The 14,515-nt window shown below is 67.0% G+C and carries 15 protein-coding genes; 12 read left to right on the plus strand and 3 right to left on the minus strand.

Features of this window, described 5'->3' with window-relative positions; all coding sequences use genetic code 11:
* Nucleotides 1-157: 157 nt before the first annotated feature.
* Complete coding sequence (locus tag O0J15_RS17855) at nt 158-778, minus strand: thymidine kinase (RefSeq protein WP_021204637.1); 621 nt, start codon at nt 776-778, stop codon at nt 158-160.
* Between the two features lie 101 nt (nt 779-879).
* Here O0J15_RS17855 and O0J15_RS17860 point away from each other — a divergent pair, with 101 nt between their 5' ends.
* The 5 genes from O0J15_RS17860 to O0J15_RS17880 all read left to right on the plus strand — a co-directional run bounded on the left by O0J15_RS17860 (nt 880) and on the right by O0J15_RS17880 (nt 4,804).
* On the plus strand, nt 880-2,856 hold the full coding sequence (locus tag O0J15_RS17860; RefSeq protein WP_308306053.1) for a UvrD-helicase domain-containing protein: 1,977 nt from the start codon (nt 880-882) through the stop codon (nt 2,854-2,856).
* Nucleotides 2,857-2,963: 107 nt separating this feature from the next.
* Nucleotides 2,964-3,704, plus strand: coding sequence for a DUF3592 domain-containing protein (locus O0J15_RS17865; RefSeq protein WP_308306054.1), 741 nt, complete (start codon nt 2,964-2,966; stop codon nt 3,702-3,704).
* Between the two features lie 21 nt (nt 3,705-3,725).
* Entirely contained in the window at nt 3,726-3,890 is a 165-nt protein-coding gene (locus tag O0J15_RS17870; protein WP_308306055.1) for a hypothetical protein, read from the plus strand.
* A complete protein-coding gene (locus O0J15_RS17875) occupies nt 3,877-4,188 on the plus strand; it encodes a DUF3592 domain-containing protein (protein WP_308306056.1) in 312 nt (103 codons plus the stop codon). Before O0J15_RS17870 ends, O0J15_RS17875 begins: the two co-directional genes overlap by 14 nt.
* A gap of 91 nt (nt 4,189-4,279) precedes the next feature.
* Nucleotides 4,280-4,804, plus strand: a complete 525-nt coding sequence (locus tag O0J15_RS17880) for a GNAT family N-acetyltransferase (protein ID WP_308306057.1) — start codon at nt 4,280-4,282, stop codon at nt 4,802-4,804.
* Between the two features lie 61 nt (nt 4,805-4,865).
* Here the strand turns inward: O0J15_RS17880 and O0J15_RS17885 are convergent, their stop codons facing one another.
* Nucleotides 4,866-5,519: a YceH family protein gene (locus O0J15_RS17885; protein ID WP_019662241.1), complete on the minus strand. Its 654-nt coding sequence runs from the start codon at nt 5,517-5,519 to the stop codon at nt 4,866-4,868.
* Nucleotides 5,520-5,620: 101 nt separating this feature from the next.
* Between O0J15_RS17885 and O0J15_RS17890 the strand changes: the two genes are divergently transcribed.
* The 4 genes from O0J15_RS17890 to plsB all read left to right on the plus strand — a co-directional run bounded on the left by O0J15_RS17890 (nt 5,621) and on the right by plsB (nt 11,280).
* Nucleotides 5,621-6,544, plus strand: a complete 924-nt coding sequence (locus tag O0J15_RS17890) for a 5'-nucleotidase, lipoprotein e(P4) family (protein ID WP_308306058.1) — start codon at nt 5,621-5,623, stop codon at nt 6,542-6,544.
* The gene (pyrF, locus tag O0J15_RS17895; RefSeq protein ID WP_021202271.1) at nt 6,541-7,266 is read left to right on the plus strand and encodes an orotidine-5'-phosphate decarboxylase; all 726 of its coding nucleotides are present in this window, start codon (nt 6,541-6,543) and stop codon (nt 7,264-7,266) included. The genes O0J15_RS17890 and pyrF overlap by 4 nt, the downstream gene beginning before the upstream one ends.
* A gap of 424 nt (nt 7,267-7,690) precedes the next feature.
* Nucleotides 7,691-8,644, plus strand: coding sequence for a hypothetical protein (locus tag O0J15_RS17900; protein WP_019662244.1), 954 nt, complete (start codon nt 7,691-7,693; stop codon nt 8,642-8,644).
* Entirely contained in the window at nt 8,644-11,280 is a 2,637-nt protein-coding gene (gene plsB, locus O0J15_RS17905; RefSeq protein WP_171953209.1) for a glycerol-3-phosphate 1-O-acyltransferase PlsB, read from the plus strand. Before O0J15_RS17900 ends, plsB begins: the two co-directional genes overlap by 1 nt.
* A 116-nt stretch (nt 11,281-11,396) precedes the next feature.
* Here plsB and O0J15_RS17910 read toward each other — a convergent pair whose 3' ends face one another.
* Nucleotides 11,397-11,600, minus strand: a complete 204-nt coding sequence (locus O0J15_RS17910) for a YdcH family protein (RefSeq protein WP_005407501.1) — start codon at nt 11,598-11,600, stop codon at nt 11,397-11,399.
* A 91-nt stretch (nt 11,601-11,691) separates the two neighbouring features.
* Here O0J15_RS17910 and ttcA point away from each other — a divergent pair, with 91 nt between their 5' ends.
* From ttcA to O0J15_RS17925, 3 genes are read left to right on the plus strand one after another with little or no spacing between them, the layout of a single operon-like run.
* On the plus strand, nt 11,692-12,612 hold the full coding sequence (gene ttcA / locus O0J15_RS17915; protein ID WP_171953210.1) for a tRNA 2-thiocytidine(32) synthetase TtcA: 921 nt from the start codon (nt 11,692-11,694) through the stop codon (nt 12,610-12,612).
* 36 nt (nt 12,613-12,648) lie between these two features.
* Nucleotides 12,649-13,554: a recombination-associated protein RdgC gene (locus O0J15_RS17920; RefSeq protein WP_021202267.1), complete on the plus strand. Its 906-nt coding sequence runs from the start codon at nt 12,649-12,651 to the stop codon at nt 13,552-13,554.
* 59 nt (nt 13,555-13,613) lie between these two features.
* On the plus strand, nt 13,614-14,393 hold the full coding sequence (locus O0J15_RS17925) for a M48 family metallopeptidase (protein ID WP_155028750.1): 780 nt from the start codon (nt 13,614-13,616) through the stop codon (nt 14,391-14,393).
* Nucleotides 14,394-14,515: the final 122 nt, after the last annotated feature.

Below are 14,515 nucleotides of genomic sequence, written 5' to 3' on the forward strand. Positions count from 1 at the left end.
GCGCCATGGATGGCGCCATCGAGCCCCCAGGGACGGGTTTACGGCGTGTCCTGCCCACCCACACCGCCCCGCCATCCCGCGGAATGCCGCTTTGGCTTTGGCCGTTGCCGTTGCGTTGAGCAGGTGCAGGGCTGCAAGCCCTGCAAAAGCACACCCCTTACAGCGGCAGCGGCGCCTGCGCCGGATCGATCCGCCCTTCGCCGCGGGTGATCTTCTTGAACTCGGCGCGGCTGACCGACACGTAGCGGTCGTTGCCGCCGATCTCCACCTGCGGGCCGTCCTGTACTGCGTGGCCATGCTCATCCACGCGTACCGTCATCGTTGCCTTCTTGCCGCTGTGGCAGATGGTCTTGATCTCCTGCATCTCGTCGGCCCAGGCCAGCAGGTACTGGCTGCCCTCGAACAGTTCGCCGCGGAAGTCGGTGCGCAGCCCGTAGCACAGCACCGGAATGCGCAGCTGGTCGACCACCTCGCTGAGCTGCCAGACCTGGGCGCGGGTGAGGAACTGCGCTTCGTCCACCAGCACGCAGCCCATCGGCCCGTTCGCCGCCAGGTCCTGCTCTACCCAGCGCTGCAGGTCGGTATCACGGTCGAAGGCCATGCCCTCGGCGCGCAGGCCGATCCGCGAGGCAACCACGCCGGCGCCGGCACGATCGTCCAGGCGCGGGGTCAGGATCGCCACCCGCATGCCGCGCTCGCGGTAGTTGTGGGCGCTCTGCAGCAGGGTGGTGGTCTTGCCGGCGTTCATCGCCGAATAGTAGAAGTAGAGCTTGGCCATCGACGGATTGTACGCCGCGGCCCCGCTTCGCCGAAGCCGTTCAGCAACCCCGCCGGCAGGCCGCTGTGGTCGTCACCCCGCCCCGCTACAATCCCCATCCCATGCACGGTCTCAATCCCCCCCAAGCCGCCGCCGTCCTGCACATCGAAGGTCCGCTGCTGGTGCTCGCCGGCGCGGGCAGCGGCAAGACGCGCGTGATCGTGGAAAAGATCGCCCACCTGATCAGCTGTGGCCGCTACCCGGCACGCCGCATCGCGGCGATCACCTTCACCAACAAGTCGGCCAAGGAAATGCGCGAGCGTGTGGCCAAGCGCCTGCGCGAGCAGGATGCCGACGAGGTGACGATCTGCACCTTCCATGCGCTGGGCCTGAAGTTCCTGCAGATCGAGCACGCGGCGGTGGGCCTGAAGCGTGGATTCTCGATCTTCGACGCCGACGATGCCGCTGCGCAGATCAAGGACCTGATGCACGGGGCCAAGCCCGACGACATCGAGGACATGAAGAACCTGGTGTCGCGCGCGAAGAACGCCGGCCTGTCGCCCGAACAGGCGATGGCCGCCGCACGCAGCAACCGCGAGAAGGAAGCGGCCAGCGTCTACGAGCGATACCAGCTGAGGCTGACCGCGTTCAATGCGGTCGACTTCGATGACCTGATCCGTCTGCCGGTGCAGATCCTGGAAGAGAATCCGGACATCGCCCTGGCCTGGCGCGAGCGCATCGGCTACCTGCTGGTGGACGAATGCCAGGACACCAACGACGCGCAGTACCGCCTGCTCAAGCAGCTGGCCGGCGAGAAGGGCAACTTCACCTGCGTCGGCGACGATGACCAGTCGATCTACGCCTGGCGTGGCGCCAATCCCGAAAACCTGCAGCAGATGGGGCGCGATTACCCCACGCTGGAAATCATCAAGCTGGAGCAGAACTACCGCTGCTCCAACCGCGTGCTGCGCGCCGCCAACGCGCTGATCGCCAACAATCCGCATGAGCACCTGAAGAAGCTGTGGAGCGACCAGGCCGACGGCGAACGCATCCGTGTTTGGGAATGCCGCAACAGCGAACATGAAGCGGAGAAGGTCGCCGCCGAGATCGCCTTCGTGGCGCAATCGCGCAACGTGCCGTGGAGTGACTTCTGCATCCTGTTCCGTGGCAACTTCCAGTCGCGCCCGCTGGAAAAGGCGATGCAGCTGCTGCGCATTCCCTATCACCTGACCGGCGGCACCATGTTCCTGGAACGCCAGGAAGTGAAAGACACCCTGGCCTGGCTGCGCCTGCTGGTGAACCCGGATGACGACACCGCGTTCATGCGTGCGGTGCAGTCGCCCAAGCGCGACGTCGGTGCCGGCACGCTGGCCAAGCTGGCCGAGCTGGCCCAGGAAAAGGACATGCCGATGGCGCATGTGGCAGAAACCATCGGTGCCCTGCAGCAGCTCCCACCGCGCGTGGCCAACAGCCTGGCGCGCTTCACCGACATCCTGCGCGACCTGCGTGCACAGATGCGCCAGGTGACGTCCGGCGACATGATCCGCAAGGTGGCCAAGGAATCCGGGTTGCTGAGCGAGCTGCGCCAGCAGGCCAAGGAAGAGGCCAGCTACCAGCGCCGCGCAAACAACATCGAGGAACTGGCGCAGTGGTTCGAGGGCGGCCCGCGCGGTGCAACCGCCGCCGACCTGGCCGGCCAGCTGGCGCTGCTGTCGCGCAGCGACAAGGACGAGGGCGGCAACCAGGTGCGCATGATGACCCTGCACGCTTCCAAGGGCCTGGAATTCCCGTACGTGTTCATCGTCGGCTGCGAGGACGGCGTGCTGCCGCACCAGGTCAGCCTGGACGAGGGCAACCTGCAGGAAGAACGGCGCCTGCTGTACGTGGGCATCACCCGCGCCAAGATCCAGCTGTGGATGAGCTACAGCAAGCTGACGCGCAAGTTCGGCGAACACGTACGCCTGAAGCCGAGCCGGTTCTTCGAGGAGATTCCGGCCGAGGAGATCCAGCGCGATGGCGCCGATCCGGTGGCCGATGCGGCGCGCAAGAAGGAGCGCGCGACGGCGGGGTTGGCCGCGATCGAGGCGCTGTTCGATTGAGGATCGAAAAGCCACTAAAGTGGTATTCCAATCCGTCCGATTGACGCTTCTGGCCTTGAGCCTGCATCGGGTTAAGGCCTAGTGTGAGCGCACCCGAAGTGCGCGCCGTGTCTTTCATCGTGTCCAACGACATCCCTCCTGTTCTCACCCGTACCTTCCTCGGGCTGGGCGTGGTCCTGCTTGTTTCAGCGCTTCTGGCCTACGTTGGTGCCAGGCGCTTCCTCGATGCGGCGGTCATTGCCGATGGCAGGATCACCCATGTGGGTGCCATCACCGTTGATCGCGGTGGTTCGCGCACTTCAGGGGTGAAGTTCCTGTACTGGGTGGAATTCACTACCAGCAGCGGGCAAGTGATGCGGTTCTTCGCAGGTCGTACCAGCCGTCGTGCCTACATGACGGGCGATCATGTAGATGTGCTGTACCTGCCGGACCGCCCGGACCAGGCTCTGGTGCGTTCGCTCTCATCACCCTGGGGCCTGAGCGTCATACTGGGATTGGGCGGCGGCCCATTCCTGCTGGCGGTGGGATTTATGCACCTGCCGCAGGCGGCGAGGGCATGGCGGCGCAGGCAGCTCCTTCGCCACGGGACACGGGTGCAAGCCAAGGTCCGGGCGATCAAGCGCGATCTCGGAGTATTTTCGGAGGGAAGGCATCCGTTCGTCATCGTCTGCGCCTGGCGCGATCCTGAAACCACTCGATGGCATGTCTTCCACAGTGCGTATCTATGGGCCGATCCCCGTGCACAGGTGAGTGGGCGTGAACTGGATGTCCATGTCATGCCGGGCAATCCGCGCTACTACCATGTCGATATCTCCTTCATTCGATCAGCGCCAGCACCTGCACGCTGATCGATCAACCCGGCCAGCACCATGCCCACCCTCCTCAGATGTTTTTTGCTGTTTTTCTTTGCCGTGGGCCTGCTGATCCTTCTGGCCGCCGCCTGGCTGTTCGTGGACGTCCAGCGTTTCGCGAGCAAGGCCGTTTCCGTAACCGGAACGGTGGTGGCCGTCCAGGCAGAGGATGCCCGCACGTGACATCACCCTGCATCGCCCGGTGGTGAGGTTCCAGACCGCACAGGGGCAGATGATTCAGTTCACCGCGTCCTTTGCTACCGGGGCACCACTGTACGTGGTCGGCGAACAGGTACAGGTGCTATATCCCGGCGGCATGCCTTCCAAGGCTCGTATCCAGCACCCGGGATTGCGCTGGGGCGCACCGCTGCTGTTGGCGCTGATGGGCATGGGGTTCTGCCTGATCGCCGCATGCGTCCATCGCCTGTGCGTGCGCTACTGGCCGATCCTGTTCGGCCAGCGTGACGGGGCATGTGGCTAGGCTGGGCATCGTAGTGGCCCACTTGGCCTGAGCGTGCTGCACGGCGGGCGCTGGCGTTGCAAAATCGAGGTATTCCTTCCGGAACCCACCCATGCATCCCATCGAAAGCGAACGCCTGCGGCTGCGGGCCATTGAACCGGACCGTGATGCGGCACCGATGCTGGCCCTGCTCAACGATCCGGGCTTCGTGCGTTTCATCGGTGACCGCAACGTGCGCGACGAAGAACAGGCACGCGAGTACATTGCGCTGCGGGTGCTGCACAGCTATGCGTTGAATGGCTTCGGCATGTATGCCATCGAGCGGTTGTCCGATGGTGCCTGGCTGGGCAACGCCGGGCTGGTGCGGCGGGATGGCCTGCCGGGGCCGGACATCGGCTATGCGGTGCTGTCGGAATTCGCGGGGCAGGGCTATGCCGGTGAGGCGGCACGCGCGGTGTTCGCGCATGCGCGTGGAGCGCTGGGCCTGCACGATCTGTATGGCATCACCGATCTGGACAACGTGGTGTCCGGGAAGATCCTGCAGGGCCTGGGTATGCAGATGCGCGGGGTGATCCAGTTGCCGGGCGTGGACAGCCCGAGCCGGTTGTATGCCACGCCGGGTGCGGCGCAGGTCTGACCCCTGATGTTGGTCGGTACGATTCAGATGCAGTGCCGACCAACGGTCGGCACCCACCCCCTCAGCCGCGCAGTTCGTCCAGCTGCGCCTGCAGCTCGGCCACGGCCGCTTCCAGCCGGGCCACGCGCTCGGCCAGGCCCGGATCGGCCGCATCGCTGCTGCCACCGCCGCCGCTGGCGTACTTCGCTGCCAGTGCCGCGCCGTCCACTTCTCCGCACAGCAGGTGCATGTAGCGGTCTTCGCGCTGGCCGCTGGCGCGCGGCAGCACCACCAGCAGCGCGCGCTGCTGCAGGCGCTCGATGGCGTGGCGGGCTTCGTCGGTGTCGGCAAAACGGTACAGACGCTCGCTGCGCGACACCAGCTCGCCCAGGGTTTGCGGCCCACGCAGCAGCAGCAGCGCCAGCAGCACGGTCTGCTGTCGGGTCAGGTCCAGCGCGGCCTGCAGGCGGTGCTCGTAGCGGTCCGCGCGCGAGGAGAAGTGCTGGCGGGCCAGGCCCATCGTTTCCAGCTGGCGCAGCGCGTGCTGCACGCTGCCGGCATCGACGTTCATCACCGGCTCGCGCGCGGTCTTCTGGTTGGCGGCCGATTGGGCGGCGTTGACCGTCAGCGGGTAGGTGTCCGGTGTGGTCGCCTCCTTTTCCACCAGGCAGCCCAGCAGGCGTGCCTGCACGGCGTCGAGCAGGGGGACGTCGGGGGTCTGGGTGGAATCGGTCATGGCAGCCTCCGGAAGGGCAACGGGTCAACCGCCAAGCATAGCCGTCCCGGGGCCGCCTTTGCCGGTAAAATGCGCCGGTATATCTGATTGCCGGTGAATCCATGCGTCGTCCTGTTTCCCTGTCCCTGACCCTGCTCGCTACCGCGGCGCTGGGCCTGTCCGCCTGCAAGCGCGTGGAGGCGCCTGCCGCCGAAGCCGCGGCCCCGCAGGCGCCCGCTGCCGCTGCCAAGGCCGATGGCGTGCTCGATGCCACGGCCAACGACAATCTCAATGCGGTGCTGTGGATGCAGCGCGCGCAGGAGTACAAGGCCATCACCGAGCAGACCTATCGTGCCGCCGCCGACCACCTGGATGTCGCGTTGAAGGAAGCCCACTGGGACGCACTGGTGCCGGAAGAACGCGGCAACGAGGCCAAGGGCCTGAAGCCGGCCGTGGTACTGGACGTGGACGAGACCGTGCTGGACAACTCGCCCTACCAGGCGCGCCTGGTGCGCGACGGCAAGGAATACGACGAGCTGAGCTGGGACCAGTGGGTGGCCGAGAAGAAGGCCAAGGCCATTCCGGGCGTGGTGGATTTCGCCAAGGCTGCCAACGCCAAGGGCGTGACCCTGCTGTACATCTCCAACCGCGCCGTGCACCTGAAGGACGCGACCCTGGCCAACCTGCGCGAGCAGGGCCTGCCGGTGGCCGATGACAGCGTGTTCCTGGGCCTGGGCACCGTGGTCGAAGGGTGCGAGCAGGCCGGTAGCGAGAAGAACTGCCGCCGCCGCCTGGCCGGGCAGAAGTACCGCGTGCTGATGCAGTTCGGCGACCAGCTGGGCGATTTCGTGGAAGTGACCGCCAACACCAACGAAGGCCGTGACGCACTGCTGCAGCAGTACCACGACTGGTTCGGCGAGCGCTGGTGGATGCTGCCCAACCCGACCTACGGTGGCTTCGAGCCGGCGCAGTTCAACAACGATTACAGCCAGTCGCGCCAGGCCCGCCACGACGCCAAGCGCGCTGCCCTGGACTACGCACCATGAGCCGCGCGCCACTGCCGCTGCGCGACGACGAGCGCCTGATCTTCGCGCTGGACGTGCCTGATCGCGCGCAGGCGCTGGAGTGGGTCGACCGCCTCGGCGACAGCGTGGCGTTCTACAAGATCGGCATGGAACTGCTGGCGTCGGGCGAGTACTTCCAGGTGCTGGACGAGCTGGCCCGCCGCGACAAGCGCGTGTTCGTCGACCTGAAGTTCTTCGATATCCCGGCCACCGCCGCGGCGGTGATCAAGCGCCTTTCGCAGTGGCCGGTCAGCTACGCCACCATCCACGGCTGGCACCCGGCGATGATGGAAGCCTGCGCCGCCGCCAACAGCAGTGACATGCGCCTGCTGGCGGTGACCGTGCTGACCTCGATGGGCCGCCCGGACCTGGCGCAGATGGGCATCGACCGTGAACCGGTGGAGGTGGTGGTCGAACGCGCGCTGGCCGCGCAGGCGGCCGGCATCGATGGCGTGATCGCCTCGGGCCAGGAGGCCGGCCCGATTCGCGCCGCGACCGGCGCCGGGTTCTCGATCGTCTGCCCGGGCATCCGCCCCGGTGGCCCGGTCGGCGATGACCAGAAGCGTACCGTTGGCGTGGCCCAGGCGTTCGCCGATGGTGCCGATGCCATCGTGGTTGGCCGTCCGATCCGCCTGGCCACCGATCCGCAGGCCGCGGCCCGGGCCATCCAGCAGGAAATCGCGTCGGCACTGGGTGCGCGCTGAGGTTCCGGTGCGAAGGCTGCAGGCCCGAACGCCATCCCGGCCCGCGCGGCATGGCGTTTTTGCATCCGTCTACCGAGCGGTTGTGCCCGAATCGCCGCAAAACCTGCCGTAGATTTCATTGCTTCCACCCCCATCATCAGGTGGATCAATAAAATCAATAGTTTAAGGCGCACTACGTGAAGTGTTGCCTTAACTTGAGCGGCAGCGTAGGATCGCCGCCATCCGGTCCTCGGACCGGACATGTGCCACAACACTGTCCACCGGCCCTGCGCCGGTTTGAAGAGCCTGTGATCCCCGTGATCCCGGCTCTTTTTTTATTCCCGTCAGTGACTTGCACAGGCAACAGCGGAAACCGTGACGTCCCGGCTTGCCGCTGTCACGTCGCAGGCCGCAAGATGCGGACCGGTCCGGGGAGTCCGATTGCATGAGCGTGGCGGTGCGAGGAAGGTCTGCGCGTGGATGGGGGCTGGCAGCCATGCTGCTGCTGGCGGTGGCCGCGTGCCGCGAATCAGCCGATGATCCGGCCAAGCCGGCAGCCGAACCGGTCGCGGCGGTGCAGGCGATGGCCCTGCGCCTGGCCGAGGACGATCTGGTCGGCTACGCGAAGCTGTCGGTACCGCCCAGCCAGTACCAGCGCCTGCAACAGGCCTGGACCGAAGGCCACAGCCAGTGGCCGCTGACCGAACTGCCGCTGGGTGACCAGCTGCTGCCGATGCTGGCCGCGCTGCGCAAGCCCAACGCCAGCGCCGAACTGCAGCGCAGCTTCGATCGCCAGCTGGCCGGACAGGCCGGCGCCGTTCGCCAGGCCGCGCAGTCGATGGGCAACTTCGGCGTGCAGTACCTGCGCCACCAGAAGGGCTATACGCCCGGACAACAGGCGCACTACATCGCCCTGGTGGAAACCCTCGCCAGCTGGGCGCAGGGCGCACCGATCAGTGACCGCGCCCGCGCGCGCAGCACCATCGCCGCACTGGTTGGCGCGGCCGGCAAGGTTGGGTTCGATGATGAGGCCGGCCTGCAGGCCGCCGGCATGGAAGGCAGCCTGCAGCAGCTGGCGCCGTTCATCCACACCCTCAAGGCCGTGCTGGGCAGCTACGGACTGGGCGTGGACGAGGCGCTGCGCAGCGTGCGCGGTGAGCTGCTCTCGGTGGAGGGTGACAATGCGCTGGTACGCCTGCACTACGACCTGGCTGGCCGCGAAATGATCCTGCAGCTGCCGCTGAGCCGCCGCGAGGGCCACTGGTACCTGACCCGCACCCTGGCCGACACCGATGCGCTGCTGCGCAAGGCCGACGCGGCCCGCGCTGCGGCCTCGCCATCACCGGCTGAAGCCCCTGCTGGGGGTGGGGAAGCAGCAACGCCGCCGCCTAAGCCATAATGGCGCCGATGTCGAAACAGAACCCGCTGCCGTTTCCCGGCGAAGAATCCCAGTCGACGCCCGCCGATACGGTGCCGGCGTCCCCCTCGACCGGCACCGGCCCGAACCCGGTACCGCCGCCCGTGCACGCGCGTCCGGCCGGCCGCCGCCCGCTGTGGGCTCGCCTGCTGGGCCGCCTGGTCGAGCCGTGGCTGTCGCTGAAGATCGAGCCGGAAGACCCAGGCCAGTACAACGATGGCCGTCCGGTCGTGTACGTGCTGGAAGACTACGGCCTGTCCAACGCGCTGATCCTGGACAAGGCCTGCCGCCAGGCCGGGCTGCCCTCGCCGCTGGTGCCGCTGGCCGGTGACCCGACCGGGCGCAAGCGCGCCTACCTGGCGCTGTCGCGGCGCAGCTCCAGCAACTCGCTGATTCCCGAGCAGCGCGGCGCCAAGACCCACTCCGATTCGCTGGCCAAGGTCCTGCAGGCGCACCGCGTGCGCGACGACCTGGACGTGCACCTGGTGCCGGTGTCTATCTTCGTCGGCCGCGCGCCGGACAAGCAGAGCGGCTGGTTCGCGGTGCTGTTCTCGGAAAACTGGGCGCTGGTCGGTCGCTTCCGCCGCCTGCTGGGCCTGCTGCTGAACGGGCGCAATACCATCGTGCGCTTCGCCCCGCCGATCTCGCTGCGCAGCACCGTGGACGAAGGCCTGGAGCCGGAGCGCACGGTGCGCAAGCTGCAGCGCGTGCTGCGTACGCACTTCCGGCGCATCCGTGAATCGGTGATCGGCCCGGACCTGTCGACGCGGCGCCTGCTGGTGGACCAGGTGCTGGCTGCCGAACCGGTGCGCGAGGCGATCGCCGCACAGGCCAAGCGCGACAATTCGAAGCCGGCCGATGCCTGGAAGAAGGCACACGCCTACGCCTGGGAAATCGCCGCGGACTATTCCAGCCCGGTCGTGCGCTCGGCCAGCTTCATGCTCAGCCACGTGTGGAACCGCATCTATGCGGGCGTGCTGGTGCACCACCTGGACAAGTTCAAGGCTGCCGCGCCGGGCCACGAAGTGGTGTACGTGCCCAGCCACCGCAGCCACATGGACTACCTGCTGCTTTCCTACCTGCTGTACGACCGTGGCATCGTGCCGCCGCACATCGTGGCCGGCATCAACCTGAACCTGCCGGTGGTGGGTACCCTGCTGCGCAAGGGCGGTGCGTTCTTCATCCGCCGCTCGATCCGCGGCAACGCGCTGTACTCGGCGGTGCTCAGCGAGTACGTCGCGCAGCTGGTGGCCGGTGGCTATTCGCTGGAGTATTTCGTTGAGGGTGGCCGGTCGCGCACCGGCCGCCTGCTGCAGCCCAAGGGCGGCATGATCTCGATGACGCTGCGTGCGTTCCTGCGCCAGCCGCGCAAGCCGGTGCTGTTCCAGCCCGTCTACATCGGCTACGAGAAACTGATGGAAGGCGGCAGCTATCTGGACGAACTGTCCGGCCGGCCGAAGGAAAAGGAATCGATCTGGTCGCTGCTGTGGGGCATCCCCAAGGTGCTCAAGCAGAACTACGGCCAGGTGGTGGTGAACTTTGGCGAACCGATCGCACTGAACGACGTGCTGGCCGAGAAGGCGCCGGAGTGGAAGGGCGAGGCGGTGTCCGAGGACGAGAAGCCGGCCTGGCTGTCGACCACGGTGGATACGCTGGCCGAACGCATCCAGGTGCGCATCAACGGCGCCGCCGACGTCAACCCGATCAACCTGCTGGCGCTGGCGCTGCTGTCCACGCCGAAGCACGCGATGGGCGAGGCCGACCTGATCGCGCAGATCGAGCTGTGCAAGACCCTGCTGGTCGAGATGCCATATTCGGACCGGGTGACGGTGACCCCGCACTCGCCGGAGCGGATCATCGCCCACGCCGAGGAAATCAACGTCCTCACCCGCGTCAAGCACCCCCTGGGCGATGTGCTCAGCGTCAGCGGCGATACCGCGGTGCTGCTGAGCTACTTCCGCAACAACGTGCTGCACCTGTTCACCGCCTCGTCGTGGGTGGCCTGCTGCTTCCAGAACAACCGCCGCATGAGCCGCGCCGGCTTGGTCCAGCTGGGCCGTACGGTGTACCCGTTCCTGCAGGCCGAGCTGTTCCTGCCGTGGAGCGAGGACGAGTTCGCCCAGCGCATCGACCAGACCATCAACGTGTTCGTGCGTGAGGGGTTGCTGCAGAACGTCAATGACGACGACGGCGGCATTCTGGCGCGCAACACCGGGCAGACCGACGAGGTCTTCCGCCTGCGCGCCATCGGGCACTCGCTGCAGCAGGCGTTCGAGCGCTACTACATCGCCATTTCGGTGCTGGTGAAGAACGGCCCCGGCGTGCTTGGCGCCGCCGAACTGGAAAGCCTGTGCCAGCAGGCCGCGCAGCGCCTGAGCCTGCTCTATGCGCCGGCGGCGCCGGAGTTCTTCGACAAGGCCCTGTTCCGTGGCTTCATCCAGAAGCTGCGCGAGCTGCGCCTGGTGTGGCCGGACGAGAACAGCAAGCTGCTGTTCGACGAGCGCCTGGATGCCTGGGCCAAGGATGCCAAGTTCATCCTCGGCCGCGAGCTGCGCCACACCATCGAGCGGGTCAGCCCGGAAGCGGCGCGCCCGGACGAGCCGGCGCCGCAGGATTGAACTGAATCCTGCGGTGGGTGTGGACCTTGGTCCGCACACCTTCCCGTCGTGCCGGCCAGGGTTGGCACGTACCGGAGCAGGAGGCCAACCCGGGTTGGCACCCACCTGAACCCGGCTCAGGCCGGCTCGTCGGGAATCTGCAGGCTCTCCAGCCTGGCGATGCAATCCTTCAACTGCAGCTTGCGCCGCTTCAGGCGCTTGGCTTCCAGTTCGTCCTCGCCGTTGGCCGCCATGCGGGTGATCTGTTCATCCAGCAGGCGGTGCTCGGCGCGCAGGGCGGCGAGGCGTTCGACGATCTCGGCGGGGTCGTAGGTGTCCACAGGTTCCGAGCATACACAGCGATGATGACCGCCGGGAGAGGGGAATACCGACCCCCGGCCGGGGCCGCTCCGAGCCGTTAGAATGGAGCCCATGAGTGCCGTGATTTCCCTTCCCGATCCCCAGCCGCGCGCCGCCCGCGATCCACGCGTGGCCGAGCGCGAGCAGCACAAGCTGGCCAAGCGCCTGCGCCGCCAGGTCGGCGAGGCGATCGCCGACTTCGGCATGATCGAGGCCGGCGACAAGGTCATGGTCTGCCTGTCCGGCGGCAAGGACAGCTACACCCTGCTGGACGTGCTGCTGCAGCTGCAGAAGAAGGCACCGGTGCCGTTCGAGCTGGTGGCGGTGAACCTGGACCAGAAACAGCCGGGCTTCCCTGAGCACATTCTGCCGGAGTACCTGGCTGGGCTGGGCGTGCCGTACCACATCATCGAGCAGGACACCTACTCGGTGGTCAGCCGGGTCATTCCGGAAGGCAAGACCATGTGCTCGCTGTGCTCGCGCCTGCGTCGTGGCGCGCTTTACAACTACGCCGAAACCCACGGTTTCACCAAGATCGCGCTGGGCCATCACCGCGACGACATGGTGGCCACCTTCTTCATGAACCTGTTCCACCACGCCAAGCTGGCGGGGATGCCGCCGAAACTGCGCAGCGATGACGGCAGGCACGTGGTGATCCGGCCGTTGGCCTACGTGCGCGAAAGCGACATCGTCGACTACGCGCAGGCACGCCGGTTCCCGATCATTCCCTGCAACCTGTGCGGCAGCCAGGAGAACCTGCAGCGCCGCCAGGTCGGCCTGATGCTGAAGCAGTGGGAAAAGGACCATCCCGGCCGCATCGAGCAGATCGCGCGCGCCATGGGCGACGTCCGGCCCTCGCAGCTGGCCGACACTACCCTGTTCGACTTCATGGCGCTGGGCCGTCGCGACGACGCGCCGCTGCCCGATGCCCATGCCTGGCTGGCCGGTTCCCCGGCCGATGCCGACGCAGATCCCGAGACGCCCACCGTTTAAGGTCGGTCGCCCTTCCTCTTTGCCATCCGGAATTCCATGTTCTTTCGCAACCTGACGTTCTTCCGTTTTCCGACCGCCACCGATTTTTCCGAAGTCGATACCCTGCTGCCGCACGCCGTGCTCAAGCCTGTTGGCGCGCTGGAAATGAACTCGCGCGGCTTCATCTCGCCGTTCGGCCGCGAGGAAAAGGAGCAGCTCTCCCACCGCATCGCCGAACACCTGTGGCTGACCGTGGGCGGCGAGGACAAGATCCTGCCGGCAGCGGTGGTCAACGACCTGCTCGAGCGCAAGCTGGAGGAGATCGAGGAGAAGGAAGGCCGCCGCCCAGGTGGCCGCGAGCGCAAGCGCATGAAGGACGACCTGCTGCATGAACTGCTGCCGCGCGCCTTTGTGAAGTCCTCGCGCAACGACGCCTTCATCGACCTGCAGCACGGCTATGTGGCGGTGGATACCTCCAGCCGCAAGACCGGCGAGTACTTCATGTCCGACATCCGCGGCCTGCTCGGCAGCTTCCCGGCGATGCCGCTGAACGCCGAGGTCGCGCCGCGCTCGATCCTGACCGGCTGGATCGCCGGCGAGCCGCTGCCGACCGGGCTGAGCCTGGGCGAAGAGTGCGAAATGAAGGACCCGGTGGAAGGTGGCGCGGTGGTCAAGTGCCAGCACCAGGAGCTGCGCTGCGACGAGATCGACAAGCACCTGGACGCTGGCAAGCAGGTGACCAAGCTGGCGCTGATCTTCGAGGACAACCTGTCCTTCGTCATCGGCGACGACCTGATCGTGCGCAAGCTGAAGTTCCTCGACGGCGCCCTGGACCAGCTGGAGCATGCCGACGAAGACGGACGCCGCGCCGAGTTCGACGCCCGCTTTGCCCTGCAGAGCGCCGAGATCCGCCGCCTGTTCCTGTTGCTGGAAGAAGCCTTCAAGCTCAGCAAGGCTGACTGAACAGGCAGCGCGACGGCCGCCGGTCATCCGGCGGCCCGAAGCGGCGCTATGCTGGGCGCATGAGCCGTCTGCTGCGCCGCCTGATCAGCCCGACCCCGCCCGCCACCGTACAGCGCGACACCGTTCGCCTGCGCCTGGAGGATGCCGAGATCGAGGTCCTGCGCGTGCGTGATCCGCGTGCGCGGCGCATCAAGCTGAGCGTGGACGAACGCGGCGCACGCCTGACCCTGCCGCCGCGCGCAAGCCTGGTGATGGGCGAACGCTTCCTGGAACAGCACCGCGACTGGTTGGCGCTGCAGCTGCGGCAGTACCAGGGCCAGGGCCTGCCGCCACCGTTGCAGCCGGGCGAAGACGGTGTGCTGCCCCTGCGCGGCGAACTGCTGCCGCTGCGCTGGCAGGAAGGGCGCTACGCGCGCCTGGAGATCGACGCGCACGGCGCCTGCGTGCAGTGGCCGACCCGCGGCGGCGACGCCACCCTGCGCCGTCTGCTGCGCGAATTCTACGAAGCTCAGACCCGCGCCGACGTCGGCCGCTGGCTGCCGAAGTACCTGCCCACTCTGCCGCGCGCCCCCAGCCGCCTGCGGCTGAAGGTGATGTCCTCGCAATGGGGCTCGCTGGCCCCCGACGGCAGCATGGCACTGGACCTGGCCCTGGTGCTCGGTCGTCCGGAAGCGTTCGAGTATGTGCTGGTGCACGAGCTCTGCCACCTGATCCAGCCCAATCACTCGCCTGCGTTCTGGCACGAAGTGGAACAACGCTTCCCCGCCTGGCGCGAGCAGCGCGACTACTTCCAGCTGGAAGGGCGACGCCTCAAAGCGATGCTGCACCAGCTGCTGTGACCGCACCCCGCACCCTGTAGAGCCGAGCCCACGCTCGGCTGACGCGCGCAGCGCGGGGTTCCAGTCATCACGTTGAAGAGCAGCCGAGCATGGCTCGGCTCTACAGAAGAGCGCGCACAGCG

Origin of the sequence: Stenotrophomonas sp. Sm10, from assembly GCF_030985515.1 — a bacterium.
Lineage (GTDB): Bacteria > Pseudomonadota > Gammaproteobacteria > Xanthomonadales > Xanthomonadaceae > Stenotrophomonas > Stenotrophomonas hibiscicola.

Bases quoted from the DNA above. Each gene is read 5' to 3' on its own strand.
- O0J15_RS17855 (WP_021204637.1), bottom strand. From the start codon at position 778: ATGGCCAAGCTCTACTTCTACTATTCGGCGATGAACGCCGGCAAGACC.
- O0J15_RS17860 (WP_308306053.1), top strand. From the start codon at position 880: ATGCACGGTCTCAATCCCCCCCAAGCCGCCGCCGTCCTGCACATCGAA.
- O0J15_RS17870 (WP_308306055.1), top strand. From the start codon at position 3,726: ATGCCCACCCTCCTCAGATGTTTTTTGCTGTTTTTCTTTGCCGTGGGC.
- O0J15_RS17875 (WP_308306056.1), top strand. From the start codon at position 3,877: ATGCCCGCACGTGACATCACCCTGCATCGCCCGGTGGTGAGGTTCCAG.
- O0J15_RS17880 (WP_308306057.1), top strand. From the start codon at position 4,280: ATGCATCCCATCGAAAGCGAACGCCTGCGGCTGCGGGCCATTGAACCG.
- O0J15_RS17885 (WP_019662241.1), bottom strand. From the start codon at position 5,519: ATGACCGATTCCACCCAGACCCCCGACGTCCCCCTGCTCGACGCCGTG.
- O0J15_RS17890 (WP_308306058.1), top strand. From the start codon at position 5,621: ATGCGTCGTCCTGTTTCCCTGTCCCTGACCCTGCTCGCTACCGCGGCG.
- pyrF (WP_021202271.1), top strand. From the start codon at position 6,541: ATGAGCCGCGCGCCACTGCCGCTGCGCGACGACGAGCGCCTGATCTTC.
- O0J15_RS17900 (WP_019662244.1), top strand. From the start codon at position 7,691: ATGAGCGTGGCGGTGCGAGGAAGGTCTGCGCGTGGATGGGGGCTGGCA.
- plsB (WP_171953209.1), top strand. From the start codon at position 8,644: ATGGCGCCGATGTCGAAACAGAACCCGCTGCCGTTTCCCGGCGAAGAA.
- ttcA (WP_171953210.1), top strand. From the start codon at position 11,692: ATGAGTGCCGTGATTTCCCTTCCCGATCCCCAGCCGCGCGCCGCCCGC.
- O0J15_RS17920 (WP_021202267.1), top strand. From the start codon at position 12,649: ATGTTCTTTCGCAACCTGACGTTCTTCCGTTTTCCGACCGCCACCGAT.
- O0J15_RS17925 (WP_155028750.1), top strand. From the start codon at position 13,614: ATGAGCCGTCTGCTGCGCCGCCTGATCAGCCCGACCCCGCCCGCCACC.